The sequence below is a fragment of the Alishewanella sp. BS5-314 genome, from assembly GCF_025377695.1.
Lineage (GTDB): Bacteria > Pseudomonadota > Gammaproteobacteria > Enterobacterales > Alteromonadaceae > Alishewanella > Alishewanella aestuarii.
Genome location: NZ_JACEHJ010000002.1, coordinates 592583 through 612420, shown reverse-complemented (window position 1 = coordinate 612420; position 19838 = coordinate 592583). Strand labels below are relative to the sequence as shown.

The 19838-nt window shown below is 51.0% G+C and carries 18 protein-coding genes and 6 tRNA genes; 7 read left to right on the top strand and 17 right to left on the bottom strand.

Annotated elements, in window-relative coordinates:
- Window positions 1–67 precede the first annotated feature (67 nt).
- The 11 genes from H1D31_RS07345 to H1D31_RS07295 all read right to left on the bottom strand — a co-directional run bounded on the left by H1D31_RS07345 (window position 68) and on the right by H1D31_RS07295 (window position 7159).
- Window positions 68–1669 (bottom strand): DUF4435 domain-containing protein, encoded by a 1602-nt coding sequence (locus H1D31_RS07345; protein WP_261257346.1) that lies wholly within the window; start codon window positions 1667–1669, stop codon window positions 68–70.
- A 101-nt stretch (window positions 1670–1770) separates the two neighbouring features.
- Window positions 1771–2271 carry a hypothetical protein gene (locus H1D31_RS07340; RefSeq protein ID WP_261257344.1) on the bottom strand — a complete coding sequence of 167 codons (501 nt, stop codon included), beginning with the start codon at window positions 2269–2271 and terminating at the stop codon, window positions 1771–1773.
- A 574-nt stretch (window positions 2272–2845) separates the two neighbouring features.
- Window positions 2846–2921, bottom strand: a tRNA-Gly gene (locus H1D31_RS07335).
- Between the two features lie 35 nt (window positions 2922–2956).
- A tRNA-Leu gene (locus H1D31_RS07330) sits at window positions 2957–3043 on the bottom strand.
- A gap of 35 nt (window positions 3044–3078) precedes the next feature.
- Window positions 3079–3152: transfer RNA gene (locus tag H1D31_RS07325), tRNA-Cys, on the bottom strand.
- A gap of 24 nt (window positions 3153–3176) precedes the next feature.
- Window positions 3177–3252: transfer RNA gene (locus H1D31_RS07320), tRNA-Gly, on the bottom strand.
- Between the two features lie 232 nt (window positions 3253–3484).
- Window positions 3485–4042, bottom strand: coding sequence for a CDP-diacylglycerol--glycerol-3-phosphate 3-phosphatidyltransferase (pgsA, locus tag H1D31_RS07315; RefSeq protein ID WP_008610312.1), 558 nt, complete (start codon window positions 4040–4042; stop codon window positions 3485–3487).
- Between the two features lie 32 nt (window positions 4043–4074).
- Window positions 4075–5892: an excinuclease ABC subunit UvrC gene (gene uvrC / locus H1D31_RS07310; protein ID WP_261257342.1), complete on the bottom strand. Its 1818-nt coding sequence runs from the start codon at window positions 5890–5892 to the stop codon at window positions 4075–4077.
- Window positions 5893–5897: 5 nt separating this feature from the next.
- The gene (gene uvrY, locus H1D31_RS07305; RefSeq protein WP_008610310.1) at window positions 5898–6548 is read right to left on the bottom strand and encodes a UvrY/SirA/GacA family response regulator transcription factor; all 651 of its coding nucleotides are present in this window, start codon (window positions 6546–6548) and stop codon (window positions 5898–5900) included.
- A 260-nt stretch (window positions 6549–6808) separates the two neighbouring features.
- Window positions 6809–6899 (bottom strand) — tRNA-Ser (locus tag H1D31_RS07300).
- Window positions 6900–7068: 169 nt separating this feature from the next.
- A tRNA-Ser gene (locus tag H1D31_RS07295) sits at window positions 7069–7159 on the bottom strand.
- Window positions 7160–7318: 159 nt separating this feature from the next.
- Here H1D31_RS07295 and H1D31_RS07290 point away from each other — a divergent pair.
- The 5 genes from H1D31_RS07290 (at window position 7319) to H1D31_RS07270 (ending at window position 9459) form a co-directional block, all read left to right on the top strand.
- A complete protein-coding gene (locus H1D31_RS07290; protein WP_261257339.1) occupies window positions 7319–7987 on the top strand; it encodes a Bax inhibitor-1/YccA family protein in 669 nt (222 codons plus the stop codon).
- Window positions 7988–8086: 99 nt separating this feature from the next.
- Complete coding sequence (locus tag H1D31_RS07285; RefSeq protein WP_261257337.1) at window positions 8087–8440, top strand: DsrE/DsrF/TusD sulfur relay family protein; 354 nt, start codon at window positions 8087–8089, stop codon at window positions 8438–8440.
- Window positions 8440–8805 carry a sulfurtransferase complex subunit TusC gene (tusC, locus tag H1D31_RS07280; protein WP_261257336.1) on the top strand — a complete coding sequence of 122 codons (366 nt, stop codon included), beginning with the start codon at window positions 8440–8442 and terminating at the stop codon, window positions 8803–8805. The genes H1D31_RS07285 and tusC overlap by 1 nt, the downstream gene beginning before the upstream one ends.
- 44 nt (window positions 8806–8849) lie before the next feature.
- Window positions 8850–9113 (top strand): DsrH/TusB family sulfur metabolism protein, encoded by a 264-nt coding sequence (locus tag H1D31_RS07275; RefSeq protein ID WP_008610302.1) that lies wholly within the window; start codon window positions 8850–8852, stop codon window positions 9111–9113.
- Between the two features lie 4 nt (window positions 9114–9117).
- Window positions 9118–9459: a TusE/DsrC/DsvC family sulfur relay protein gene (locus H1D31_RS07270; protein WP_008610301.1), complete on the top strand. Its 342-nt coding sequence runs from the start codon at window positions 9118–9120 to the stop codon at window positions 9457–9459.
- Window positions 9460–9547: 88 nt separating this feature from the next.
- Here H1D31_RS07270 and serS read toward each other — a convergent pair whose 3' ends face one another.
- The 5 genes from serS to lrp form a co-directional block, all read right to left on the bottom strand.
- Complete coding sequence (gene serS / locus H1D31_RS07265; protein ID WP_008610300.1) at window positions 9548–10837, bottom strand: serine--tRNA ligase; 1290 nt, start codon at window positions 10835–10837, stop codon at window positions 9548–9550.
- A 226-nt stretch (window positions 10838–11063) separates the two neighbouring features.
- Window positions 11064–12407 carry a replication-associated recombination protein A gene (locus H1D31_RS07260; protein WP_261257331.1) on the bottom strand — a complete coding sequence of 448 codons (1344 nt, stop codon included), beginning with the start codon at window positions 12405–12407 and terminating at the stop codon, window positions 11064–11066.
- Complete coding sequence (gene lolA, locus H1D31_RS07255) at window positions 12407–13129, bottom strand: outer membrane lipoprotein chaperone LolA (RefSeq protein ID WP_008949370.1); 723 nt, start codon at window positions 13127–13129, stop codon at window positions 12407–12409. Before lolA ends, H1D31_RS07260 begins: the two co-directional genes overlap by 1 nt.
- A complete protein-coding gene (locus H1D31_RS07250) occupies window positions 13129–15678 on the bottom strand; it encodes a DNA translocase FtsK (RefSeq protein WP_261257328.1) in 2550 nt (849 codons plus the stop codon). The genes lolA and H1D31_RS07250 overlap by 1 nt, the downstream gene beginning before the upstream one ends.
- Window positions 15679–15898: 220 nt before the next feature.
- A complete protein-coding gene (lrp, locus tag H1D31_RS07245) occupies window positions 15899–16384 on the bottom strand; it encodes a leucine-responsive transcriptional regulator Lrp (RefSeq protein WP_008610290.1) in 486 nt (161 codons plus the stop codon).
- A gap of 134 nt (window positions 16385–16518) precedes the next feature.
- Between lrp and ald the strand changes: the two genes are divergently transcribed.
- Window positions 16519–17637, top strand: a complete 1119-nt coding sequence (ald, locus tag H1D31_RS07240; protein WP_261257326.1) for an alanine dehydrogenase — start codon at window positions 16519–16521, stop codon at window positions 17635–17637.
- Window positions 17638–17988: 351 nt separating this feature from the next.
- Window positions 17989–18201, top strand: a complete 213-nt coding sequence (locus H1D31_RS07235; RefSeq protein WP_008949373.1) for a cold-shock protein — start codon at window positions 17989–17991, stop codon at window positions 18199–18201.
- A gap of 164 nt (window positions 18202–18365) precedes the next feature.
- On the opposite strand, the gene H1D31_RS07230 is transcribed toward H1D31_RS07235, so the two are convergent.
- Complete coding sequence (locus H1D31_RS07230) at window positions 18366–19817, bottom strand: glyceraldehyde-3-phosphate dehydrogenase (RefSeq protein ID WP_008610286.1); 1452 nt, start codon at window positions 19815–19817, stop codon at window positions 18366–18368.
- Between the last annotated feature and the right edge of the window lie 21 nt (window positions 19818–19838).

Sequence of the window (19838 nt, the reverse complement as noted above, 5' to 3'; positions counted from 1 at the left end):
TAACGTTTGGTTAAGGGGCGGGCTTTAGCCCGTCCCAGTGAGCGAAGCGAACGATTTGAACCAATTGTTATAACACGGACTCGACATTCGGGAGGTAACCATTAAGAGCAGAAATAATTTCTTCGCTTTTTTTACCTTTTGATATCCTCATAATAAGGCTTACGTATTCACCTTTTTTAAGACCCAACACCTCGCCGATAAATGTGAGTAAAGATTTTCTGTTGTATAGTCGGAGCATGTCGAGGTAGTTATTGCTAGCTATTACATTGTCAAATTCCTTAGCAACCTCAGTGTAAATGCTATCAACATCAATACTGCTTAATACACTTGTATATGATGACTTTATTTTATCTAGCCCGTTGCTTTTATCGTTAAAGGACAGAAGCTTATGGCGAATCTCTCCGGATGCACGCTTGGATATCTGTACATCTAAATCACTTTTTAGTAATTCGAGAATTTTTGATGTGATTTCACTCTGCTTTTCTTCGTGGTTATACTCCAGCGATTCACATGCAAGCTTTATGACTTCAGGGAGAATGAATAGGTTTTCGACTTCAGCAACATCTAGAACAAGGATGCCATGACTTTTTAAGTTATTTATTTCTGCGTTAACTCTTCTGTCTCTATCAATGATCCCGTAGATTTTTTTATCATTAATTAGGCTGGACTCATTTAGCCCCTTAACTATTTGAATGACATTTTCGCAACTGCCTTTTGGAAGAACAAGATAGTTTTTATAAAATAAGCTATATAGCTGGAAGTCAAAGCTGTTGGGTGTTCCTTCGACAAATATTACCGATGTTCTAGCACCAAGAACTTCAAGCACCAAGTCTTCAGGGAGGTCTGCGAACTCTGGCAGAATTGACCAATCCCAGTTTTCGCCGTCATAAGACCTTACCCAGATCTTTTCTGCGCTAGATTTTTGTGCAGCAAAATCCAGATCGTGAGTTATATATACAAATACACAATCATTTCTTTCACTTTCTAAAATTGACCAAAGTTTAGAGTGTATTGATTTGTGCAAATGAAGCTCTGGCTCATCAATGACCAAGATTGAGTTCTTTTCAGTGGTTAGACATTGTCCAATTAAGTAAAAGACAACCCGCTCGCCATCACTCATGTCTGATGCATTGTATAATCCACTGTCATTTCCAGATATTTTGGTCTTAATTCTCCCCGCTTCTATAACTAGTTTTCTATGTGGTAAAACAGACTCCCAGATAGATTTTATCTTGTGCAGAATTGAGTTATTTTCTGAAGCCCGACCTTCCGAGTGGTCTAGCGTCTTCTGGAATAGCTCTGTAAATAAATACACCATGAGCTTTTCATAATCATTCAGGAGGAACGTAAAAGGCTTTTGACCCCATCTTTGGTTTTTTTTCCATTGGGATGGGTTGGATTTAACTTGCTTAACATCCGCGTAGCCGTACTTTAAATCGCATTCTGCTTCTTCAATGGCTGATGTATGGCTAAAATCCGGCATTGATAAAGATTTTTGAGCTGAAATCCTGCGGACTATATCTTTTTGGCTGCTCTCTAACTCTAGCCAGGCACCTAATCTTGTCTTGCCAGAGCCATTTGCTCCGGTAATTACTACTGAAGAACTGACAGACAGGTCAAAAGTTTCAGTAGTATTCCCGCTTTTGGGTAAGCTAATAAAATCTACCACATGACCCTCGCTGTTTTTGATTAGTGTTATAACGCCCGCCACAAACGCGAGCAACTTGTTGCGAGTCGAGCGCCCAACGGGCGCGTTTTTGATGGCGCTTGTTAGAGGCTTTGAACATAATTCAAAATTCGTTTTGCTTTATTTGTCGCCAAAGTTTCAAGCTCTGGGTCGGAAGTTATATCTAGCCTGTATTGCAGCCAAGACCACATAAATCTTTTAACTAATTCACCCGCATTAATAAAAATTACATCTAAAGATTTGTTGTCGCTACATTTAGCTGAACCAGTTGTATAAAAAATTTTCTTTGCTTTAGCCGTTGCTTTTAAATTGTGTCGTGACTCAGCAGTTGCTGTATGCACCAGCCCACATCTTGCTGCCCATAAATCTTCAGCAGTGCAGCCCAGCGAAGTCTCTGGATCTATATATTTTTTAACCCAAGCTCGAAAGTCTGCGCCATTTGATTCATCAGCAGTTACTGTTAACCATGCCATCTGATCAATACCAGAAAAGGTGAGCATGAGCATCGCTTCTATATATCCATGTTCTTGGAGAAGGCCGATTGCTTCAACGGTTTTTTTCTGAAATGAATCCAAAAGTTGCACACATCCTCCTGAGCCTCTAACAGCTTTATAGTTTGGAACGCACCTGCTTTCACGCAGTGTAAACGCCCCTTTATCTCCATTTATGACACTACGCTAGCGAATAACTAACGTTAAATCAATTGTTTTGATATCTGGTAATTTCTAAGCTGTGGAAAGCGGGGTCAAACGTTGCGATTTACCGGTTTACAGTATGCTTACGATTACTGGTGGTTTGGACAGTATCTGGCGCTCTAGGCTGACCTGGAAATGTGGTTGGGGTTGGGATAGTCGCACATTTTAGCATCGCAGGACCGACTCCGGTACGCAAGCATACCGGAGTCGTAGTGCGGCTTTGGTGTTGGGGTTGGTGTGGGTTTTGAGATCGCAGGATCGACTCCGGTACGCATGCATACCGGAGTCGTAGTGCGGTTTGGGTGTTGGGGTTGGTGTGCTTTTTGAGATCGCAGGACCGACTCCGGTACGGCTAGCGTACCGGAGTCGTAAAGCGGATCGGAGTCGTAGTGTGGAGCTGTGTAGTGTTGGTTTTTGGTTTTGGAATGCAAAAAGCCGCTTTGGCAGCGGCTTTTTTGGAATTTGGAGCGAGTTACGAGGTTCGAACTCGTGACCTCGACCTTGGCAAGGTCGCGCTCTACCAGCTGAGCTAAACTCGCATTTTGAAGCTTTTATACTGCTGGTCAGTATAAAATGGTGCCCGGGGCCGGACTTGAACCGGCACGGGGTTTCCCCCGAGGGATTTTAAATCCCTTGTGTCTACCGATTTCACCACCCGGGCAAACACGCTGCTTAACCTGGCAGTCAGGGTGTTAATGGAGGCGGGTCCCGGAGTCGAACCGAGGTGGACGGATTTGCAATCCGCTGCATGGCCACTCTGCCAACCCGCCACTAAGCTTTCCGACTCTGAGAGTTGGAGCGAGTTACGAGGTTCGAACTCGTGACCTCGACCTTGGCAAGGTCGCGCTCTACCAGCTGAGCTAAACTCGCGTTGCTATGGCCATCTGCCTTAACACGAGACGCATTCTACTGTTTTATACTGAGTCGTCAATAACAAATTTTTAGTTTTATGACCGTTTGCTTAAAAAGTAGCAGCATCGGCGGTAAAAACAGCAACTTGCTTTGTTCTGCCCCCTTGCCGCGGCAGAAGCTGTAACAACGGCTGGCGGCAATAGCGGTAAAATACGCCGGCCAGGCCGTTTTTTGTGTGGTTCGCTGGCGGCTAGTTGGCGGCCAAATCAGCCCAGGCGGCGCGCAGGTATTCGTACATCGACCATACCGTTAAAATCGTAGCGATATACAGTAGCGCCCAGCCGGCCGGGGTAAACCAGGCTAACAGCGGAATTTGTGGCTGCCAGATCAGGCCAATTAACGCCAGCATCTGGGCAATGGTTTTGTATTTGCCCAGGTTTGATACGGCGACATTAGCACGTTTACCCAGGGCCGCCATCCATTCGCGCAGCGCCGAGACAAAGATCTCGCGGCTGATAATAATGATGGCAGGTACTACGGCCCAGAGGTTATGGATGTCAGCGGCAATCAGCACCAGTGCGGTGGCCACCATAACCTTGTCGGCGACCGGATCGAGAAAGGCGCCAAAGGGTGTAGATTGCTGCAGTTTACGCGCCAGATAGCCGTCAAGCGCATCGGTTACCGCAGCCAGGCAAAACACCAGTGCCGACCAGAACCGGGCGTGCTCTAAACCGGAATAGAAGCAAACAATAAATACCGGGATCAGCAGCAAACGAAAAAGGGTCAACAGGTTTGGAATATTCCACATCTTAGGTTCTCACAGTCGTCCTGGTTGTCATGCTACTTGTTCTGGCAGGCCTGGTAAATCTTTTCTGCCTGTTGTTTGGAAATGCCCGGCACTTTGCAAAGCTCAGCGACACTGGCTTTTAACACGCCCTGCAAGCCGCCCAGATACTGCAGCAGCGCCTGACGGCGTTTCTCGCCAATACCGGCAATATTTTCCAGCGGGCTTTTCAGCAGCGCCTTGCCACGTTTATTTCGATGCCCGGTTATCGCAAAGCGGTGTGCTTCGTCGCGGATCTGCTGGATCAGGTGCAGTGCCGGCGAGTCTTCCGGTAAATGAATACTGCGACCACTATCCCACAAAATCAGCGTTTCCAGGCCGGCTTTACGGCTTACGCCCTTGGCAACACCGATTAACAGCGGCTTTTTGGCATGCGGCCAGTTGGCAAACTGCTCCAGCGCAATATTCAGCTGGCCCTGGCCACCATCGATAAACACGATATCCGGAATTTTGGTTTCATCACTCAGTTTGCTGTAACGCTTATCCAGCGCAAAACGCATTGCTGCATAGTCATCGCCGGCGGTAATTCCAGTCACATTATAGCGGCGGTACTCCTGCTTGTAGGGCCCCTCACCGTCAAACACCACGCAGGAGGCAATAGTCGCCTGCCCCATGGTATGGCTGATATCAAAACACTCCATCCGGCCGATGGCGCTATCCAGGGCCAGCTGTTGTTGCAGCGCCTGATAACGGGCGCGCATTTTCTGCGCCAGCGACTGCCGGCTATCCAGTGCGATAGCGGCATTCTTTTGCGCCAGCGCCAGATACTGGGCTTTTTCGCCGCGTTTGGCATAGGTAAAACGCACCTTATGCTCTGCCAGTTTGCTAATGGCTTCGGCCAGCGCTGCTGCGTCCGGCGTTTCCAGCGGTAGTACGATTTCTTTTGGAATTTGCTGCTCGCTGTGGCCGCTTAAATAAAACTGCAGTAAAAAGGCCGACAGTACTTCGGCGGCATCGGTATCGGCCGGCACTTTCGGGTAGTACGACTTCGACCCCAGTATTTTGCGATCCCGCACAAAGAGCACATGCACCACGGCAGTTTGCCCCTGCAGGCTAAAACCTATCGCATCCAGCTCTTCGTGTTCGCCGCTGACATGCTGCTGCTCCTGTACCCGGCGCAGCGCACTGATCTGATCGCGATAGGCGGCCGCAGCTTCAAATTGCAGTTGTTCGCTGGCGCTGTTCATCTTCTGCACCAGATCGTCAATTACCTGCTGATTCTTGCCACTTAAAAACAATGCTGCCAACCGCACCTGTTCGCTATAGTCCTGATCGGAAATTTTCCCGACGCAGGGCGCGCTGCACAGCTTTAACTGATACTGCAAACAAGGCCGGGTGCGGGCACGGTAAAAACCGTCTTCACACTGGCGAATGGGGAAAATTTTCTGCAGGGTTTTCAGGCTGTGCCACACCGCACCGGCATTAGGATAAGGGCCAAAATACTGCCCCGCTACCTTGCGCGGGCCGCGGTGGGAGCTAATTCTCGGGTGCTGATGTGCCGACAGCAGAATATAGGGGTAAGATTTATCATCGCGCAGCAGTACGTTGTACTTCGGCAGGTATTCTTTGATCAGGTTGTTTTCCAGGATCAGCGCTTCAGTTTCGCTATGCGTCAGGGTGTATTCAACCTGGGCTATCTGGCTAACCAGGGCGCGGGTTTTAATGCTGTCGACTTCTTTGCGAAAATAACTGCTGAGGCGCTTTTTCAGATCCTTGGCTTTACCAACATAGATCACGGTGCCAGCGGCGTTTAACATGCGATAAACGCCGGGCTGTTGTGGTACGGTCGCCAGAAAGGCTTTGGCGTCAAACATAAGGCTTAGTGGGCAATTTTGGCGATATCAATCATACCGTGGCGCAGCGCCAGGTGGGTCAGCTCGACATCGCCGCTGATCGCCAGCTTTTCAAACATCCGGTAGCGGTACGAATTCACCGTCTTGGCACTGACATTTAACTGCTCGGCGATGTCGGTTACCTTCTGGCCCTGGGTAATCATCATCATGATCTGCAATTCACGATCCGACAGGCCATCAAAAGGATTAGGCTGCTGGTTATTGACCTTGGCCAATGCCATCTTCTGCGCCACCTCATCCGAAATATGCCGCGCCCCGGAATAGACCTTTTTAATGGCCATAATCATTTCTTTCGGCGGAGTATTTTTCGAGATAAAGCCGGCAGCACCCAGCTGCATAACCTTGGTCGGCACCGGCTCTTCGCAGGAAATCGATAAACCGATAATTTTAATATCCGGGCAATAATGCAGAATACGCTTGGTGGCGGTCATGCCGCCCATTCCCGGCATATTCATGTCCATCAATACCACATCGGGTTCATGTTGCCGGCAAAATTGCAGGGCTTCTTCGCCGGTACTGGCCTCGCCTATCACCTTGATACCGCGCTCATCCATTAGTATGCGACTGATCCCAGTTCTTACCAGCTCGTGATCATCAACTAACAGCACGTTAATCAACTTGGCTCTCCGTTATACTGGCTTACCTGTTTTCGCCTTCACAACAACCACAGGCAGTTCAGGTATAGAATTATTCTGTTGCTTAGCATAGCCCAGCAGCACGTTTTTTACTAATACTTCTTAGTACAGTTCGCAGTGGACCTGATTTTGCCACAAATGCAAAAAACAGCCAACTAAGCCAATGATTTTTCTGATAAAGGTTTGGGTAATTTAAAAAGATAAGCGGTGTGGGCTATGCTGAAGTCGCGGATGAGCTGAAGTGGCGGAGGGAGAGAGATTCGAACTCTCGGTAGGCTACTAACCTACGCCGGTTTTCAAGACCGGTGCATTAAACCGCTCTGCCATCCCTCCGCGTTGGCCGGCATATTAAAAAGGCCGGGCTGTTTTGTAAAGCACAAATATGGCCACTTTTAACTGTTTGCCGAGATTTTCAGCAACAAGCAGGTATTTTCTGCGGTTTTTAGCCTTTGCCCTGCCAGAAAGCAAAAAACCACCGCTAGGGTGGTTTTTCAGGAATAAGTGGCGGAGGGAGAGAGATTCGAACTCTCGGTAGGCTACTAACCTACGCCGGTTTTCAAGACCGGTGCATTAAACCGCTCTGCCATCCCTCCAGCGCTGCGTATATTAATCAGATCGTTACGGAAAAGAAAGTAAAACCATGAAAAATTTTTTAGTTGTTGTATTTTCAAGCGGCTAAGGCTGGAGATAGTGGAACTTTAACAGTATGATGCGGTCATACACATCAAACTTGGTCCAGAGGAGACAGCACTATGTCATACAGAGAAACCAGTAATATCGGCTCCCTCAGTCAGGGCGTCGAAATCAACAAGGTCCTGCGTAATACTTATTTTCTGCTTGGTTTAACCCTGGCGTTCAGCGCTGTGGCAGCCGGCATTTCAATGGCAATGGGTATGCCAGCGATCGGCGCCATCGTCTGTATGATCGCCGGTTTTATTATGCTGTTTGTCGTTCACAAGAAAGCTGACAGCGCCAGCGGTATTTTCTGGGTATTTGGTTTTGCCGGTTTAATGGGCGCCTCTTTAGGCCCAATGCTGCTGGCCTATGCCGGTTTACCGAATGGCCCGTCATTAATTATGCAAGCTCTGGCAGGTACAGCACTGATTTTCTTCGGTTTATCAGCCTATGCCCTGACCAGCCGTAAAGATTTCTCCTTTATGGGTGGCTTCCTGATGATTGGTTTGCTGGTAATTGTGGTTGCCGCCATTGCCAATATCTTCCTGAGCATTCCGGCGTTAAGCCTGACCATCAGTGCAGTAGCGGTGCTGGTGATGTCGGGTCTGATCCTGTTCGATACCAGCCGCATTATTCACGGCGGTGAAACCAACTATATCCGTGCCACTGTTGCCCTGTATCTGAACATCTTTAACCTGTTCGTACACCTGCTGCAGCTGTTAGGCATTTTTGGTGGCGATGACTAAGATCGCAACCTAAACTAGCCGGCAACGGTTGAGTTCGCTAAAATGCCCCGCCTGTGCGGGGCTTTTTTATTGGCCCTCTCCAACTGCAGGGAATCTAACATGACCACCCGCTTTAGCTTGCTGCTACAACAAAGCCCCTTTGCTGGCCAAAGCTTCGCCAGTGCCTGCCAGTTTGCCCGCGCGGCGCTGGCCAACGGCTATCAGTTGGAGCAAGTATTCTTATATGAAGATGCGGTGCTGGCGGTGCAGCCTGGCATTGATTTGCCTGCCGATGAGCCAGATCTGGCGGCGCAACTGGCCCAGCTGTGCCAGCAACAGCAGATCCCGTTGTTATATTGTGTCACCGCGGCCGAGAAGCGCGGTATTTACGCGGCAGAGCACAGCCCTTTTCTTGCCGCTGGTCTGGCAGAGTTTGCCATGCGGTTAACCGGCACTAAGGTGGTACAGTTCTGATGCAAGCGATTCTGTTAATTCAAACCGCCTCGCCTTTTAATCAGGCCAAAGCCCGGGAAGCGCTGGATCTGGCACTGGCGTTAGCCGCGGTGGAGCATCAGGTTAGTATGCTGTTTCAGGATGATGCAGTGTATCAGTTGCTGCCTCCTGCCGATAACCCCACTGATAAGCCGGCGCCGTTAAAAGCCTTTCAGAAAAGCTTTGGCTTATTTGCGCTGTACGGCATTGGCCCCTGCCTGGTGTGTCAGCAATCCCTGAACAGCCGTGGTCTGGCGGAGCTTGTGCTACCAGAGGGTTTTCAGCGGGCCGATAGTGCGCAGATCCGCACCGCGATGCAACAGGCCGATCAGCTGATCCGCTGCTAACAGCGGCTTAGCGCAGTAAAGCCTGTGATTGAAAAGGAGCTGTGATGAAACTGATTACCCTGACCCAACCCCGCTTCGAGTTGCAGACGCTTAGCGCCTGCTGTGCGCCGGAAGATCGGATCCTGTTACGCCAGGATGCGGTTTATCTGTGCTTGCAAGCCGATCTAACCCTCCCGGTGCCGGTATTGGCGCTGGCGTCAGATGTAAACTGGCGCCAAATCACCCCGCTGGCGCAGGTGGAACTGATTGATGATGCGCGCTGGGTCGCGCTTAGCGCCCAGGCCAAACAGAATTTATTATGGAATTAAGCCGATGACACAGGCCTTTATAACGGTTGGCGAGCAGTCGCTGCCACTGGATAAACATGGCTATCTGCAGCAGCTGTCGGACTGGACGCCAGAAGTGGCCTTAGCCTTTGCCAGGCTGGAACAGCTGAGCCTGACCGACGCGCACTGGGAAGTGATTTATTTTGTGCGGGAGTTTTATCAGCAGTTTAATACCTCACCGGCAATTCGGCTGCTGGTTAAAGCGATGGCAGAAAAACTGGGGCCAGATAAAGGCAATAGTAAGTATTTGTTTTTATTGTTTCCGGAAGGCCCGGCGAAACAGGCTACCCGGCTGGCGGGGTTGCCAAAGCCGGCGAAATGCCTTTGAGTTTTGAAAACTGAAACGCAATTAACAGCAAGATTCAGATAATAATTGCTCTTTGCGGAGTTAGCCGCAAAGAGCAAAGACATTGAGCTTATGCTAGCTTAGTTTGGCCGCCCATATAAGGCTGTAACACCTCGGGAATAGCCACTGAGCCATCGGCTTGCTGATAGTTCTCCAGGATCGCTACCAGGGTGCGGCCCACCGCCAGGCCAGAGCCATTTAGCGTATGCAGCAACTCTGGCTTTTTGCCCTCCTCCGGTCGGAACCGCGCCTGCATCCGCCGTGCCTGGAAATCGCCCATATTCGAGCAAGAAGAGATTTCACGGTAGGCATTTTGCCCCGGTAACCAAACTTCCAGATCGTACGTCTTGCATGAGCCAAAGCCCATATCTCCGGTACACAGCAGCATTACCCGGTATGGCAGGCCTAATAACTGCAGAATTTTCTCGGCATGGCCGGTCAGCTCTTCCAGTGCCTGCATTGACAGTGCCGGATTCACCAGCTGTACCAGTTCCACTTTATCAAACTGATGCTGGCGGATCAGACCACGGGTGTCGCGGCCATAAGAGCCGGCTTCACTGCGAAAACAAGGCGTATGCGCGGTATATTTAAACGGCAGTTCGCTGGCATCAAAGATGCTGTCGCGCGCCAGGTTAGTCACCGGCACTTCAGCGGTTGGGATCAGTGCCATGCCCTGACCTTCTTCGGTTGCGGGCTGGGTGTGAAACAAATCAGCACTGAATTTTGGCAGCTGGCCGGTGCCGTATAAGCTGGCATGGTTAACCAGATAAGGCACATAAACCTCAGTGTAACCATGCTGCTGGGTATGCACATCCAGCATAAACTGGGTTAACGCCCGGTGCAGCCGCGCCATCTGGCCCTTCATTACCACAAAACGTGAGCCGGATAACTTGACCGCACTTTCAAAATCCAGCCCTTCGGCATAGGCTTCACCAAGCGCAACATGATCTTGCACCGGGAAATCAAACTGGCGTGGCGCGCCAACGCGGCGTACTTCCAGATTTTCGGTTTCATCTTTACCGACCGGCACGGACAGATCCGGTAAGTTAGGAATGCTTAACGCAATTTTGTCCAGTTCGGCCAGTACCGCATCCAAGCGGATCTTTGCCGCATCCAGCTGGGCGCCTAAGCCATCCACTTCGGCCAGCAAGGGGGCAATATCTTCACCGCGGGCTTTGGCCTGACCAATGGCTTTTGATTTGGTATTACGCTGATTCTGCAGCTCCTGGGTTTCTACCTGCAGCACCCGGCGCTGCTCTTCCAGGGCACTGATGGCCGCAACATCCAGCGTCATACCACGGGTTGCCAGTCGCTCAGCGGTTTGCGCCAGTTCTGCGCGTAAAAATTTCGGATCTAACATAGAATTCGCTTCAGTTCGCTAAATTAGGCCAGCAGCTTGCCGGCGGGTGATCATAACAGGGCTGAATATTACTAAGCTGCCACTTAAATTGAAATGCCTAAGGCAGATTTTCTCTGTTCTGCCGGTGTTATACCCAGAGCCAAGCGCCAGATCAGCCGCAACAGCGCACTATAATGCCGGGAGTCAGTGCTAAAACACAGTACGGCTTTACTACAGCTATTCAGCTTTAAGATTTGGGTTCAGTGCTGCGCTGTTTCGGGCTTTGCGCATCCAGCGCGCGCAAATAGCGCAGTTTTTCCGCCAGTTGCTTTTCCATGCCGCGCTCACTGGGCTGATACAACTGCTGTTGCCATAGCTCAGGTGGTAAATACCGCTCGCCGGCGGCATAGGCACCGGGTTCATCATGGGCATAACGATAACCGGCACCATGCCCCAGTTGCTGCTGCAGTGCCGTTGGCGCATTGCGCAGATGCAGCGGCACCGGATAATCCGGACGCTCTGCCACCAGCGCCTTTGCCTGGTTAAACGCCAGATAGACGGCATTACTTTTTGGCGCCAGCGCCAGATACACCAGCGCCTGGGCAATAGCGCGCTCGCCTTCGGCCGGGCCGACCCGGCTAAAGGTATCCCAGGCATTAAGTGCCAGCGTCAGCGCCCGCGGATCGGCATTGCCAATATCTTCACTGGCAATGGCCAGTAAGCGCCGTGCCACATAAAGCGGATCGCCGCCCCCGGCCAGAATGCGGGCAAACCAGTACAAGGCGGCATCCGGATCCGAGCCGCGCACCGATTTATGTAACGCCGAAATCAGGTCGTAAAACAGATCGCCATCGCGGTCAAAGCCGGGTAGCTGTTGCGGCACAATTTGCTGTACCTGCGCTACCGTCAGTTCAGACTGCGGCGCAGCCAGCTCTGCCAGTTGTTCCAGTAAATTCAGTAAGCGCCGGGCATCGCCATTAGCCAAACGCAATAAAAGCTGCTCAGCCGCCGGCTCCAGCGTTAATTGCTGTGCGCCCAACCCCAGTTCCGCATCAGTCAGCGCACGCGCCAGCACCTGTTGTAAATCTGCTTCGGTCAGCGGCTTCAGCACACAAACGCGGGCACGGGATAAAATGGCGTTATTTAGCGCAAAGGCCGGGTTTTCGGTAGTGGCGCCAATAAAAATAATGGTGCCATCTTCAATATGCGGTAAAAAGGCATCCTGCTGCGCTTTATTAAAGCGGTGCACCTCATCGACAAACAGCAGTGTACGTTGCTGATATTGCTGCTGGTGTAATTTGGCCTGCTGAATGCTGTCGCGAATTTCTTTAATGCCGGCGGTGACCGCCGATAAGCGCTGCATTTGCGCCTGGGCATGGCTGGCAATCAGTTCTGCCAGCGTGGTTTTGCCGGTACCCGGCGGGCCCCACAAGATTAACGAATGGACACGGCCGGCAAGAATGGCTTGTTGCAACGGTGAGCCTGCGGCCAGCAGATGTTGCTGGCCGACATAATCAGCAAGTTGCCGCGGTCTTAACCGGGCGGCCAGTGGCCGGAAGTCGCTGCCAAACGCCAGCGGTAAGGTGACCATTAGCGTTGCCGCTGATCATCAACGTCCAGATTAGACGTGACCTTAAAGCTGAACTGCGCATTGGCGATCTTGTTGTTCAGCTTAATATCGCTAAACAGAAACACGCTTTGCTGCTGGTTAATATCAATCACCTGCATTTCAATCAGCTGATCTTCGCTAAAGGTAAGTAGCAGCTGCTGCACCGGATTATCGCTGCTTTGCGGGTGAATAAAGAAACTCTGCTGTTGTTTAGTCACGCGGTATTGCTGCCAGAGCGCCGGATCGGTCGAAGTCAGCAAGGCAAAGGGCGTTTGCCCCACTTCACTTTGCGCATCATAGATACTGACCTGCTCTAACGGCTCATTGTAGATCCACAGGGTTTTACCATCACTGACCAGTAACGATGGCTCCGGCTCAGTGCTTTCAAAGCGAAAACGCGCGCCCTGCTGCAGCGCCAGCTGGCCTTTACCTTCCTGCAGCAGTTGCTGCTGAATATCGTAAACCTTTTGCCGGTAACTGGCGGTGTAGCTTTTAATGCGCGCCAATTGCTGCATCAGTTCGGCACTGGCATCCTCAGCACTTAACCGCTGCTGCCGTGCCGCCTGCATATGGGGGGCAAAATCAGGTCTGGGTACTACTTCTACCGTTTGTGCCCATACCGGGCTGGCCACTGTGGCGGCTGCTCCTGCCGCGGCTACCAACATCATGAACGACAATTTACGCATTGACGCCAACTTACCCATTAACCACCTCTGTTCGGAACCAAGACTTCACGGTTACCATTGTGCCCCGGTGGGCTGACTAAACCGCTGTGCTCCATCTGTTCAACCAGACGGGCGGCGCGATTATAGCCGATCCGGAATTTACGTTGCACGCCTGACACTGAAGCGCGGCGTGATTCAATGACGAAGGCCACGGCCTGATCATACAGCGGATCAGCCTCACCCTCTTCCCCTTCGAGTACTTCGCCGGGTAACAAGTTCTCTTCCGTGGTTTCGCCACTTAAAATTTCTGGTAAGTACTGTGGTTTGCCACGCCGTTTCCAGTCGGCAACCACCGCATGCACTTCGTGGTCATCAACAAAGGCACCATGCACCCGGGTAGGCACCCCTGAACCAGGTGGTAAATACAGCATATCACCCTGCCCCAACAGGCTTTCTGCACCCTGCTGATCCAGGATGGTACGCGAGTCAATTTTCGACGATACCTGAAAGGCGATCCGGGTTGGGATATTGGCTTTAATTAAACCGGTGATCACATCAACCGATGGCCGCTGCGTCGCCAGTACCAGGTGAATACCGGCCGCCCGCGCTTTTTGCGCGATCCGGGCAATCAGCTCTTCAACTTTTTTACCAACGATCATCATCATGTCGGCAAATTCGTCGATCACCACGACGATCGCCGGTAGTTTTTCCAGATAAGGCGCGCTATCGCGCATATCATCCGATGGCTTCCACAGTGGATCTTTCAGTGGCTGACCGTCCGCGATGGCTTCTTTGATCTTGGCGTTGTAGCCCTTCAGGTTACGCACGCCCATCGCTGACATCAGCTTGTAACGGCGCTCCATTTCGCCGACACACCAGCGCAGCGCATTGGCCGCGTCTTTCATATCGGTAACCACTTCGGTTAACAGATGCGGAATGCCTTCGTAGATGGACAGCTCCAGCATCTTGGGGTCGATCATAATAAAGCGCACATCGTCTGGCGTAGATTTATAAAGCAGACTACAAATCATGACGTTAACGCCAACCGATTTACCTGAGCCCGTAGTACCGGCGACCAGTAAGTGCGGCATCTTGGCCAGATCGGCGACCACTGATTTGCCGGCAATATCTTTGCCCAGTACCATGGTCAATGCAGATTTAGACTCGTTAAACACCTCATCGCCAATGACTTCGGATAAACGCACGATTTCACGATGCTGATTTGGCAGCTCTAAACCGATAAAGCTCTTACCTGGGATCACTTCCACTACCCGTACGCTAATGGCCGATAACGAGCGGGCTAAATCTTTGGCCAGGCCGGTAATTTTGCTGACTTTGACGCCCGGCGCCAAATCCAGTTCAAAGCGGGTGACAACAGGCCCCGGATGGACGCCGACAACCTTGGCTTCGACATTAAAATCGAGCAGTTTGGCTTCAACCAGCCGCGATACCCGCTCTAAATCAGCCGGATCAATCGGGTTGGTGGCTTTATCCGGCCGATCTAACAGCGCCAGTGATGGCAGCTCTTCCAGCGAATGCGCGACCTCTTCGCTGTCGTCTTCTTCTACTACGACAGCGTCATCTTCCGGATAGCGCAACAGTGGGTGCAGCTCTTCCTGCTCTTCCAACTCGCGCAGGGTGCGGCCGATATGCACTGACTCGTTCGGATCGTCGACGGCACTAAACGACAGCTGATCATCGGCAAGACTATCCACACTGTAGAAAGCCCGGGCTTCGGTGCGCTCATCCAGCGGCCGGATCGGTAACGGCTCTTTGCGTTTTGGCTCCGGCTCTGCCGCCGGTGGCCAGCTAAATTGCGGCTCTAAATCATCCTCATCCGCAGCAGCAGACCAGGCCGGTTCAGTGGCATCGAGGTTGCTACGCTGGGCTTTTTTCGCTTTTGGCTGTGGCAGCTCTGCCGTTGCTGTTTCGTTAAATACCGGGTTGGCTGGCGCTTTGCCGCTAAAACGCTGCGGTAATTCCAGCAAACGGGTAAACAGATAAAAACAGCCGGCACCGAGGTAATCGGCGACGGTCAGCCAGGAGATACCGGTTAACAGCGTCAGACCGGTGGCAAAGGCACAGAGTAATAACAGACTGGTACCGATAAAATTAAAGTACGGCAGTAAGCTGCTGCTGATCATATCGCCCAGCACACCGCCGGACGAGAAATAATAGATATCGTTGAAATTCATACTGCTGATCGCGGTTGCCGCACACAGCGTCAGGATCAGGCCAAATACCCGAGAGCCTAAAATCAGGTAATCGAGGCTGAGTAAATCTTTAAAGCGTTTAAAGAGCAGATAGCCCATCAGGGCAACAAAAAACGGCAGTAAATAGGCAATCCAGCCGAAGCTGAATAGCAGCAGATCGGCAACAAAGGCACCGCCACGGCCGGCATAGTTATTGACCTGTTGTTGATAACCGGTTTGCGACCAGCTGGGATCGGCCGGGTCAAAGGAAATTAATGCTAACAGCATAAAGACGGCCAACGAGGAGAATAGGATCAGGCCGACTTCAAGCAGTCGTTGCACACCGTTTAATGAAAATAATACTTTGCTTTGCAAATGAAAGGCCTCTAATTTCATTTTTTGCTCCGCTCCTTAAAAAAACTGCGCGCAAGTCGCGCTAATAACCGCTGTGCGGAGTGCTGAGTCTGTCTTCACTGACCTGCTAAGGTTACCAGAGCAGCGCTAAAAGTGCATCTTTCTGGCATAGCAGCGGCGCAGTGGCCAGTTTAATCCGCCCAAGCTGAACGCGAGCTTATACCAAAGTGGCTGATACCAAACTACCTTATACTAAAATGACTTAAGGTATCGCCACAAAGCTACTTTGCTTTACTTCTTCCATCACCACATAGGTCCGGCTTTCCCGCACGCTCGGTAACCTGAGCAGGGTTTCCCCCAGCAGTTCGCGATAGGCGGCCATATTGGCTACCCGGGTTTTCAGTAAAAAGTCGAAGCTGCCGGATACCAGATGGCATTCCTGAATTTCCGACAGCTTCTGTACTGCCTTGCTAAATTCGTCAAAGTCTTCCGGTGAGGTTTTGCTTAGCGTAATTTCCACGAATACCAGCAACGCCGCACCGACTTTATGCGGATCGACCTGGGCGTTGTAGCCGAGGATAAAGCCTTCGGCTTCCAGCTTGCGCACCCGCTCAAGACAGGGTGTGGGGCTCAGCCCTACCCGCCTGGCCAATTCGACATTCGCCAGACGGCCATCCTTTTGTAATTCCACCAGAATTTTGCGGTCAATCCGATCTAACTTCTTGACACTCTTATTTAAAGAGTACATTTCAGCATAAAACTCCAAGCCAAATTCATAAACAGGATTTTCTGCTATTTCAGCGTTTAAAAACAAGCATTAATTCTGGTTTTTTATCGCTATACTGCGCAAAAATTTTACCCAACCCAACCAAGGTGAAACCTATGATCATCGGTGTACCAAAAGAAATAAAAAACCATGAATACCGTGTCGGCATGACACCTGCCAGCGTCCGTGAAGTGATTGGCCACGGTCACAGCGTCTTTGTTGAACACAATGCCGGTATTGGCATCGGTTTTACCGATGAAGATTATCAGGCTGCCGGTGCCACAGTACTGGGCACCGCCGCTGAAGTCTTCGCCAAAGCCGAGATGATTGTTAAGGTAAAAGAGCCACAAGCCGTTGAGCGCGCCATGCTGCGCGATGGCCAGATCCTGTTTACTTACCTGCACTTAGCGCCGGACCCGGAGCAAACTGCCGATCTGATTAAATCAGGCGCTGTCTGTATCGCCTATGAAACAGTTACCGACAGCAAAGGCGGTTTACCACTGTTAGCGCCAATGTCAGAAGTGGCGGGCCGGATGTCCATTCAGGCCGGTGCCCGGGCACTGGAAAAATCCTGTGGTGGTCGCGGTATGCTGTTAGGTGGTGTACCAGGCGTAGCGCCAGCCAAGGTCGTGGTGATCGGTGGTGGTATGGTCGGTACTAACGCCGCGCAAATGGCGGTAGGTTTAGGCGCTGATGTTACCGTACTGGATCGCAGTGTTGATGTACTGCGTCGTATCAATGCGCAGTTTAACGGTGCCGTTAAAGCGGTTTACTCTACTGCTGATGCGCTGGAGCAGGAAGTACTGGCGGCTGACTTAGTGATCGGTGGCGTGCTGGTACCGGGCGCTGCTGCACCTAAGCTGGTGACCAAAGAGCATATCAAGCGGATGAAGCCAGGTTCAGCTATTGTTGACGTGGCAATCGATCAGGGTGGCTGTGTTGAAACCTCTAAGCCAACCACGCACGCTGAACCCACCTATATCGTTGATGATGTGGTGCATTACTGCGTGGCAAACATGCCAGGTGCGGTACCACGCACTTCTACCTTCGCCCTGAATAACGCTACCCTGCCGTTTATTCTGCGCTTAGCCAACAAAGGCTATAAGCAAGCGCTGCGGGATGACCAGCATCTGCTGGCTGGCCTGAACGTCTACCGTGGCAAAGTGACCAACGAGGGCGTAGCCCAGGCACTGAACCTGCCATTCGTGGCACCGGCTGCTGCGATCGCCGGCTAAGTTCACCTTGCTTTAATTAAGGCCGGTTATCCGGCCTTTTTTTATGCCGACGCTGCGGCTTTTCGTGAAAAACCAGGCCGCCAACTGCGGTGAAAATAGCACCAGTTGCTGTAGTGTGTGATTTCGCTAAATTATTCACCGATAAAGCTATACATTCCTGCAATACCTGTTATAGTGGTGTCCGGCCTGTAGTACAGACCTATGTAACAACTTGTTTTTGAAAACTTCGCTACACAGCTTCGCTTGTAAGTCATGTCCTGAAGATTCACGCACGTTTGGCCACATAAGTAACAGTCAGGCTAACAGCGCATTTTGCGTTATTACATTTATCAAAATTTTTAGGAGTCTCTCATGGCTAAAGTAACTGGTGTAGTTAAGTGGTTCAACGCTGACAAAGGTTTCGGTTTCATCACTCAAGATAACGGCGGCGCTGACGCTTTCGTTCACTTCCGTGCAATCCAAACTGAAGGCTACAAAACTCTGAACGAAGGTCAGAAAGTTGCTTTCGAAATCGAACAAGGTCAAAAAGGCCCACAAGCTGCTAACGTAACTGTTATCGGCTAATTCGATACCGAATTCCAAGAAGCCAGCCTAGCGCTGGCTTTTTTTATTCCAAAACTTATCCACAGCACTCCGGTACCGGTCTGACCTCTGAGCTCCTACCGGTACCGGAGTGCTGTGGATAAAAAAACCCGCTGCGAGGCGGGTTTTTTAGTGGTGGGTTAAGCTTATTTGGCGACAGGCAGTGTCGGATAGGTAATGCCGGCCATTTCGTTCATCACCCGGGTAACCTGCACGCTGTAACCGAACTCGTTATCGTACCAAACGTATAACACGCAGCGGTCGCCATCAACGATGGTCGCCTGTGAGTCAACCACACCGGCGTAGCGCGAGCCAACCAGATCGGATGACACGATTTCGGTTGAGCTGGTAAAGTCGATCTGATCCTGCAGTTCAGAGAACAAAGAGGTGTTTTGCAGGAAGTTGTTCAGCTCGTCTTTGCTAGTTTCGCGATTCAGGTTCAGCGACAGAATCGCCATCGACACATTAGGAGTCGGTACCCGGATCGCATTACCGGTTAACTTGCCTTTCAGCTCCGGTAACGCTTTAGCAACGGCACTGGCAGCGCCCGTTGAGGTCAGTACCATATTTAATGGTGCCGCCCGGCCACGACGCTCGGCTTTGTGGAAGTTATCAATCAGGTTCTGATCGTTGGTATAAGAGTGTACCGTTTCCACATGACCATTACGGATACCGTACTCATCGTTCAGTGCTTTTAATACCGGTGTAATAGCATTGGTGGTGCAACTGGCTGCTGATACGATAGTGCGATCCGGGGTAATCATATGCTGGTTTACGCCATACACTATGTTTGGCACATCGCCTTTGGCCGGTGCCGTCAGCAGCACCTTGGCCGCACCCTTGCTCTTCAGATGTACCGACAAACCGACGTCATCTTTAAAGATACCGGTATTATCAACCACCAGCGCATTGTCGATACCATAGGCTGTGTAATCGACTTCTTCCGGCGAATTGGCATAGATCACTTTGATAAAGGTACCGTTGGCTTTAATGCCCTGGTTTTCTTCATCGACTGTAATGCTGCCGTTAAAAGGACCATGGATGGAATCGCGACGCAATAGGCTAGCACGTTTTTCCAGATCGCCCTGCTTACCGCCACGCACAACAATGGCTTTTAAGCGTAATTTAACGCTTGGACCAGAGCGCTCTAACATCAGACGGGCTAACAGCCGGCCGATCCGGCCAAAACCATACAGCACCACGTCAACCGGCTTCACTTTATCTTCATGATCCAGAATTTGTGACAACTCACGGGCCAGATACTGCTCCAGCGTTAAACCTTCCGCGACGTTTTTGTACAGGAAAGCATAAGCCAGCTTACCGATATCAACGCGGCCCGGGGCCAGATTCATCTTGCTGATTGCTTCCAGTACCGGGAAGCTTTCACGTAACCGCAGTTTTTGCCCCTCGAAACGCTGCACAGTTTTGTGCGCTTTGATGATATCGATGATGGTAGCATTGACCAGCGGACGGCCGTAAATCACGACTTCGATGCCTTTGTTACGGTACAGACGGCCAATAATTGGCAACATGTTTTCGGCGTATTCCTGGCGCTCCTGCCAGCTCTTCTGGTACTGCTCTGCGTGTGATAGGGTCATGTTCAGGCCTTTTACTTCAAT

What these genes read in the sequence shown, in the direction of transcription:
- pgsA (WP_008610312.1), bottom strand. Translation starts at nt 4,042, where the DNA reads ATGTGGAATATTCCAAACCTGTTGACCCTTTTTCGTTTGCTGCTGATC.
- uvrC (WP_261257342.1), bottom strand. Translation starts at nt 5,892, where the DNA reads ATGTTTGACGCCAAAGCCTTTCTGGCGACCGTACCACAACAGCCCGGC.
- H1D31_RS07290 (WP_261257339.1), top strand. Translation starts at nt 7,319, where the DNA reads ATGTCATACAGAGAAACCAGTAATATCGGCTCCCTCAGTCAGGGCGTC.
- H1D31_RS07285 (WP_261257337.1), top strand. Translation starts at nt 8,087, where the DNA reads ATGACCACCCGCTTTAGCTTGCTGCTACAACAAAGCCCCTTTGCTGGC.
- tusC (WP_261257336.1), top strand. Translation starts at nt 8,440, where the DNA reads ATGCAAGCGATTCTGTTAATTCAAACCGCCTCGCCTTTTAATCAGGCC.
- H1D31_RS07275 (WP_008610302.1), top strand. Translation starts at nt 8,850, where the DNA reads ATGAAACTGATTACCCTGACCCAACCCCGCTTCGAGTTGCAGACGCTT.
- H1D31_RS07270 (WP_008610301.1), top strand. Translation starts at nt 9,118, where the DNA reads ATGACACAGGCCTTTATAACGGTTGGCGAGCAGTCGCTGCCACTGGAT.
- serS (WP_008610300.1), bottom strand. Translation starts at nt 10,837, where the DNA reads ATGTTAGATCCGAAATTTTTACGCGCAGAACTGGCGCAAACCGCTGAG.
- H1D31_RS07260 (WP_261257331.1), bottom strand. Translation starts at nt 12,407, where the DNA reads ATGGTCACCTTACCGCTGGCGTTTGGCAGCGACTTCCGGCCACTGGCC.
- lolA (WP_008949370.1), bottom strand. Translation starts at nt 13,129, where the DNA reads ATGGGTAAGTTGGCGTCAATGCGTAAATTGTCGTTCATGATGTTGGTA.
- H1D31_RS07250 (WP_261257328.1), bottom strand. Translation starts at nt 15,678, where the DNA reads ATGAAATTAGAGGCCTTTCATTTGCAAAGCAAAGTATTATTTTCATTA.
- lrp (WP_008610290.1), bottom strand. Translation starts at nt 16,384, where the DNA reads ATGTACTCTTTAAATAAGAGTGTCAAGAAGTTAGATCGGATTGACCGC.
- ald (WP_261257326.1), top strand. Translation starts at nt 16,519, where the DNA reads ATGATCATCGGTGTACCAAAAGAAATAAAAAACCATGAATACCGTGTC.
- H1D31_RS07235 (WP_008949373.1), top strand. Translation starts at nt 17,989, where the DNA reads ATGGCTAAAGTAACTGGTGTAGTTAAGTGGTTCAACGCTGACAAAGGT.
- H1D31_RS07230 (WP_008610286.1), bottom strand. Translation starts at nt 19,817, where the DNA reads ATGACCCTATCACACGCAGAGCAGTACCAGAAGAGCTGGCAGGAGCGC.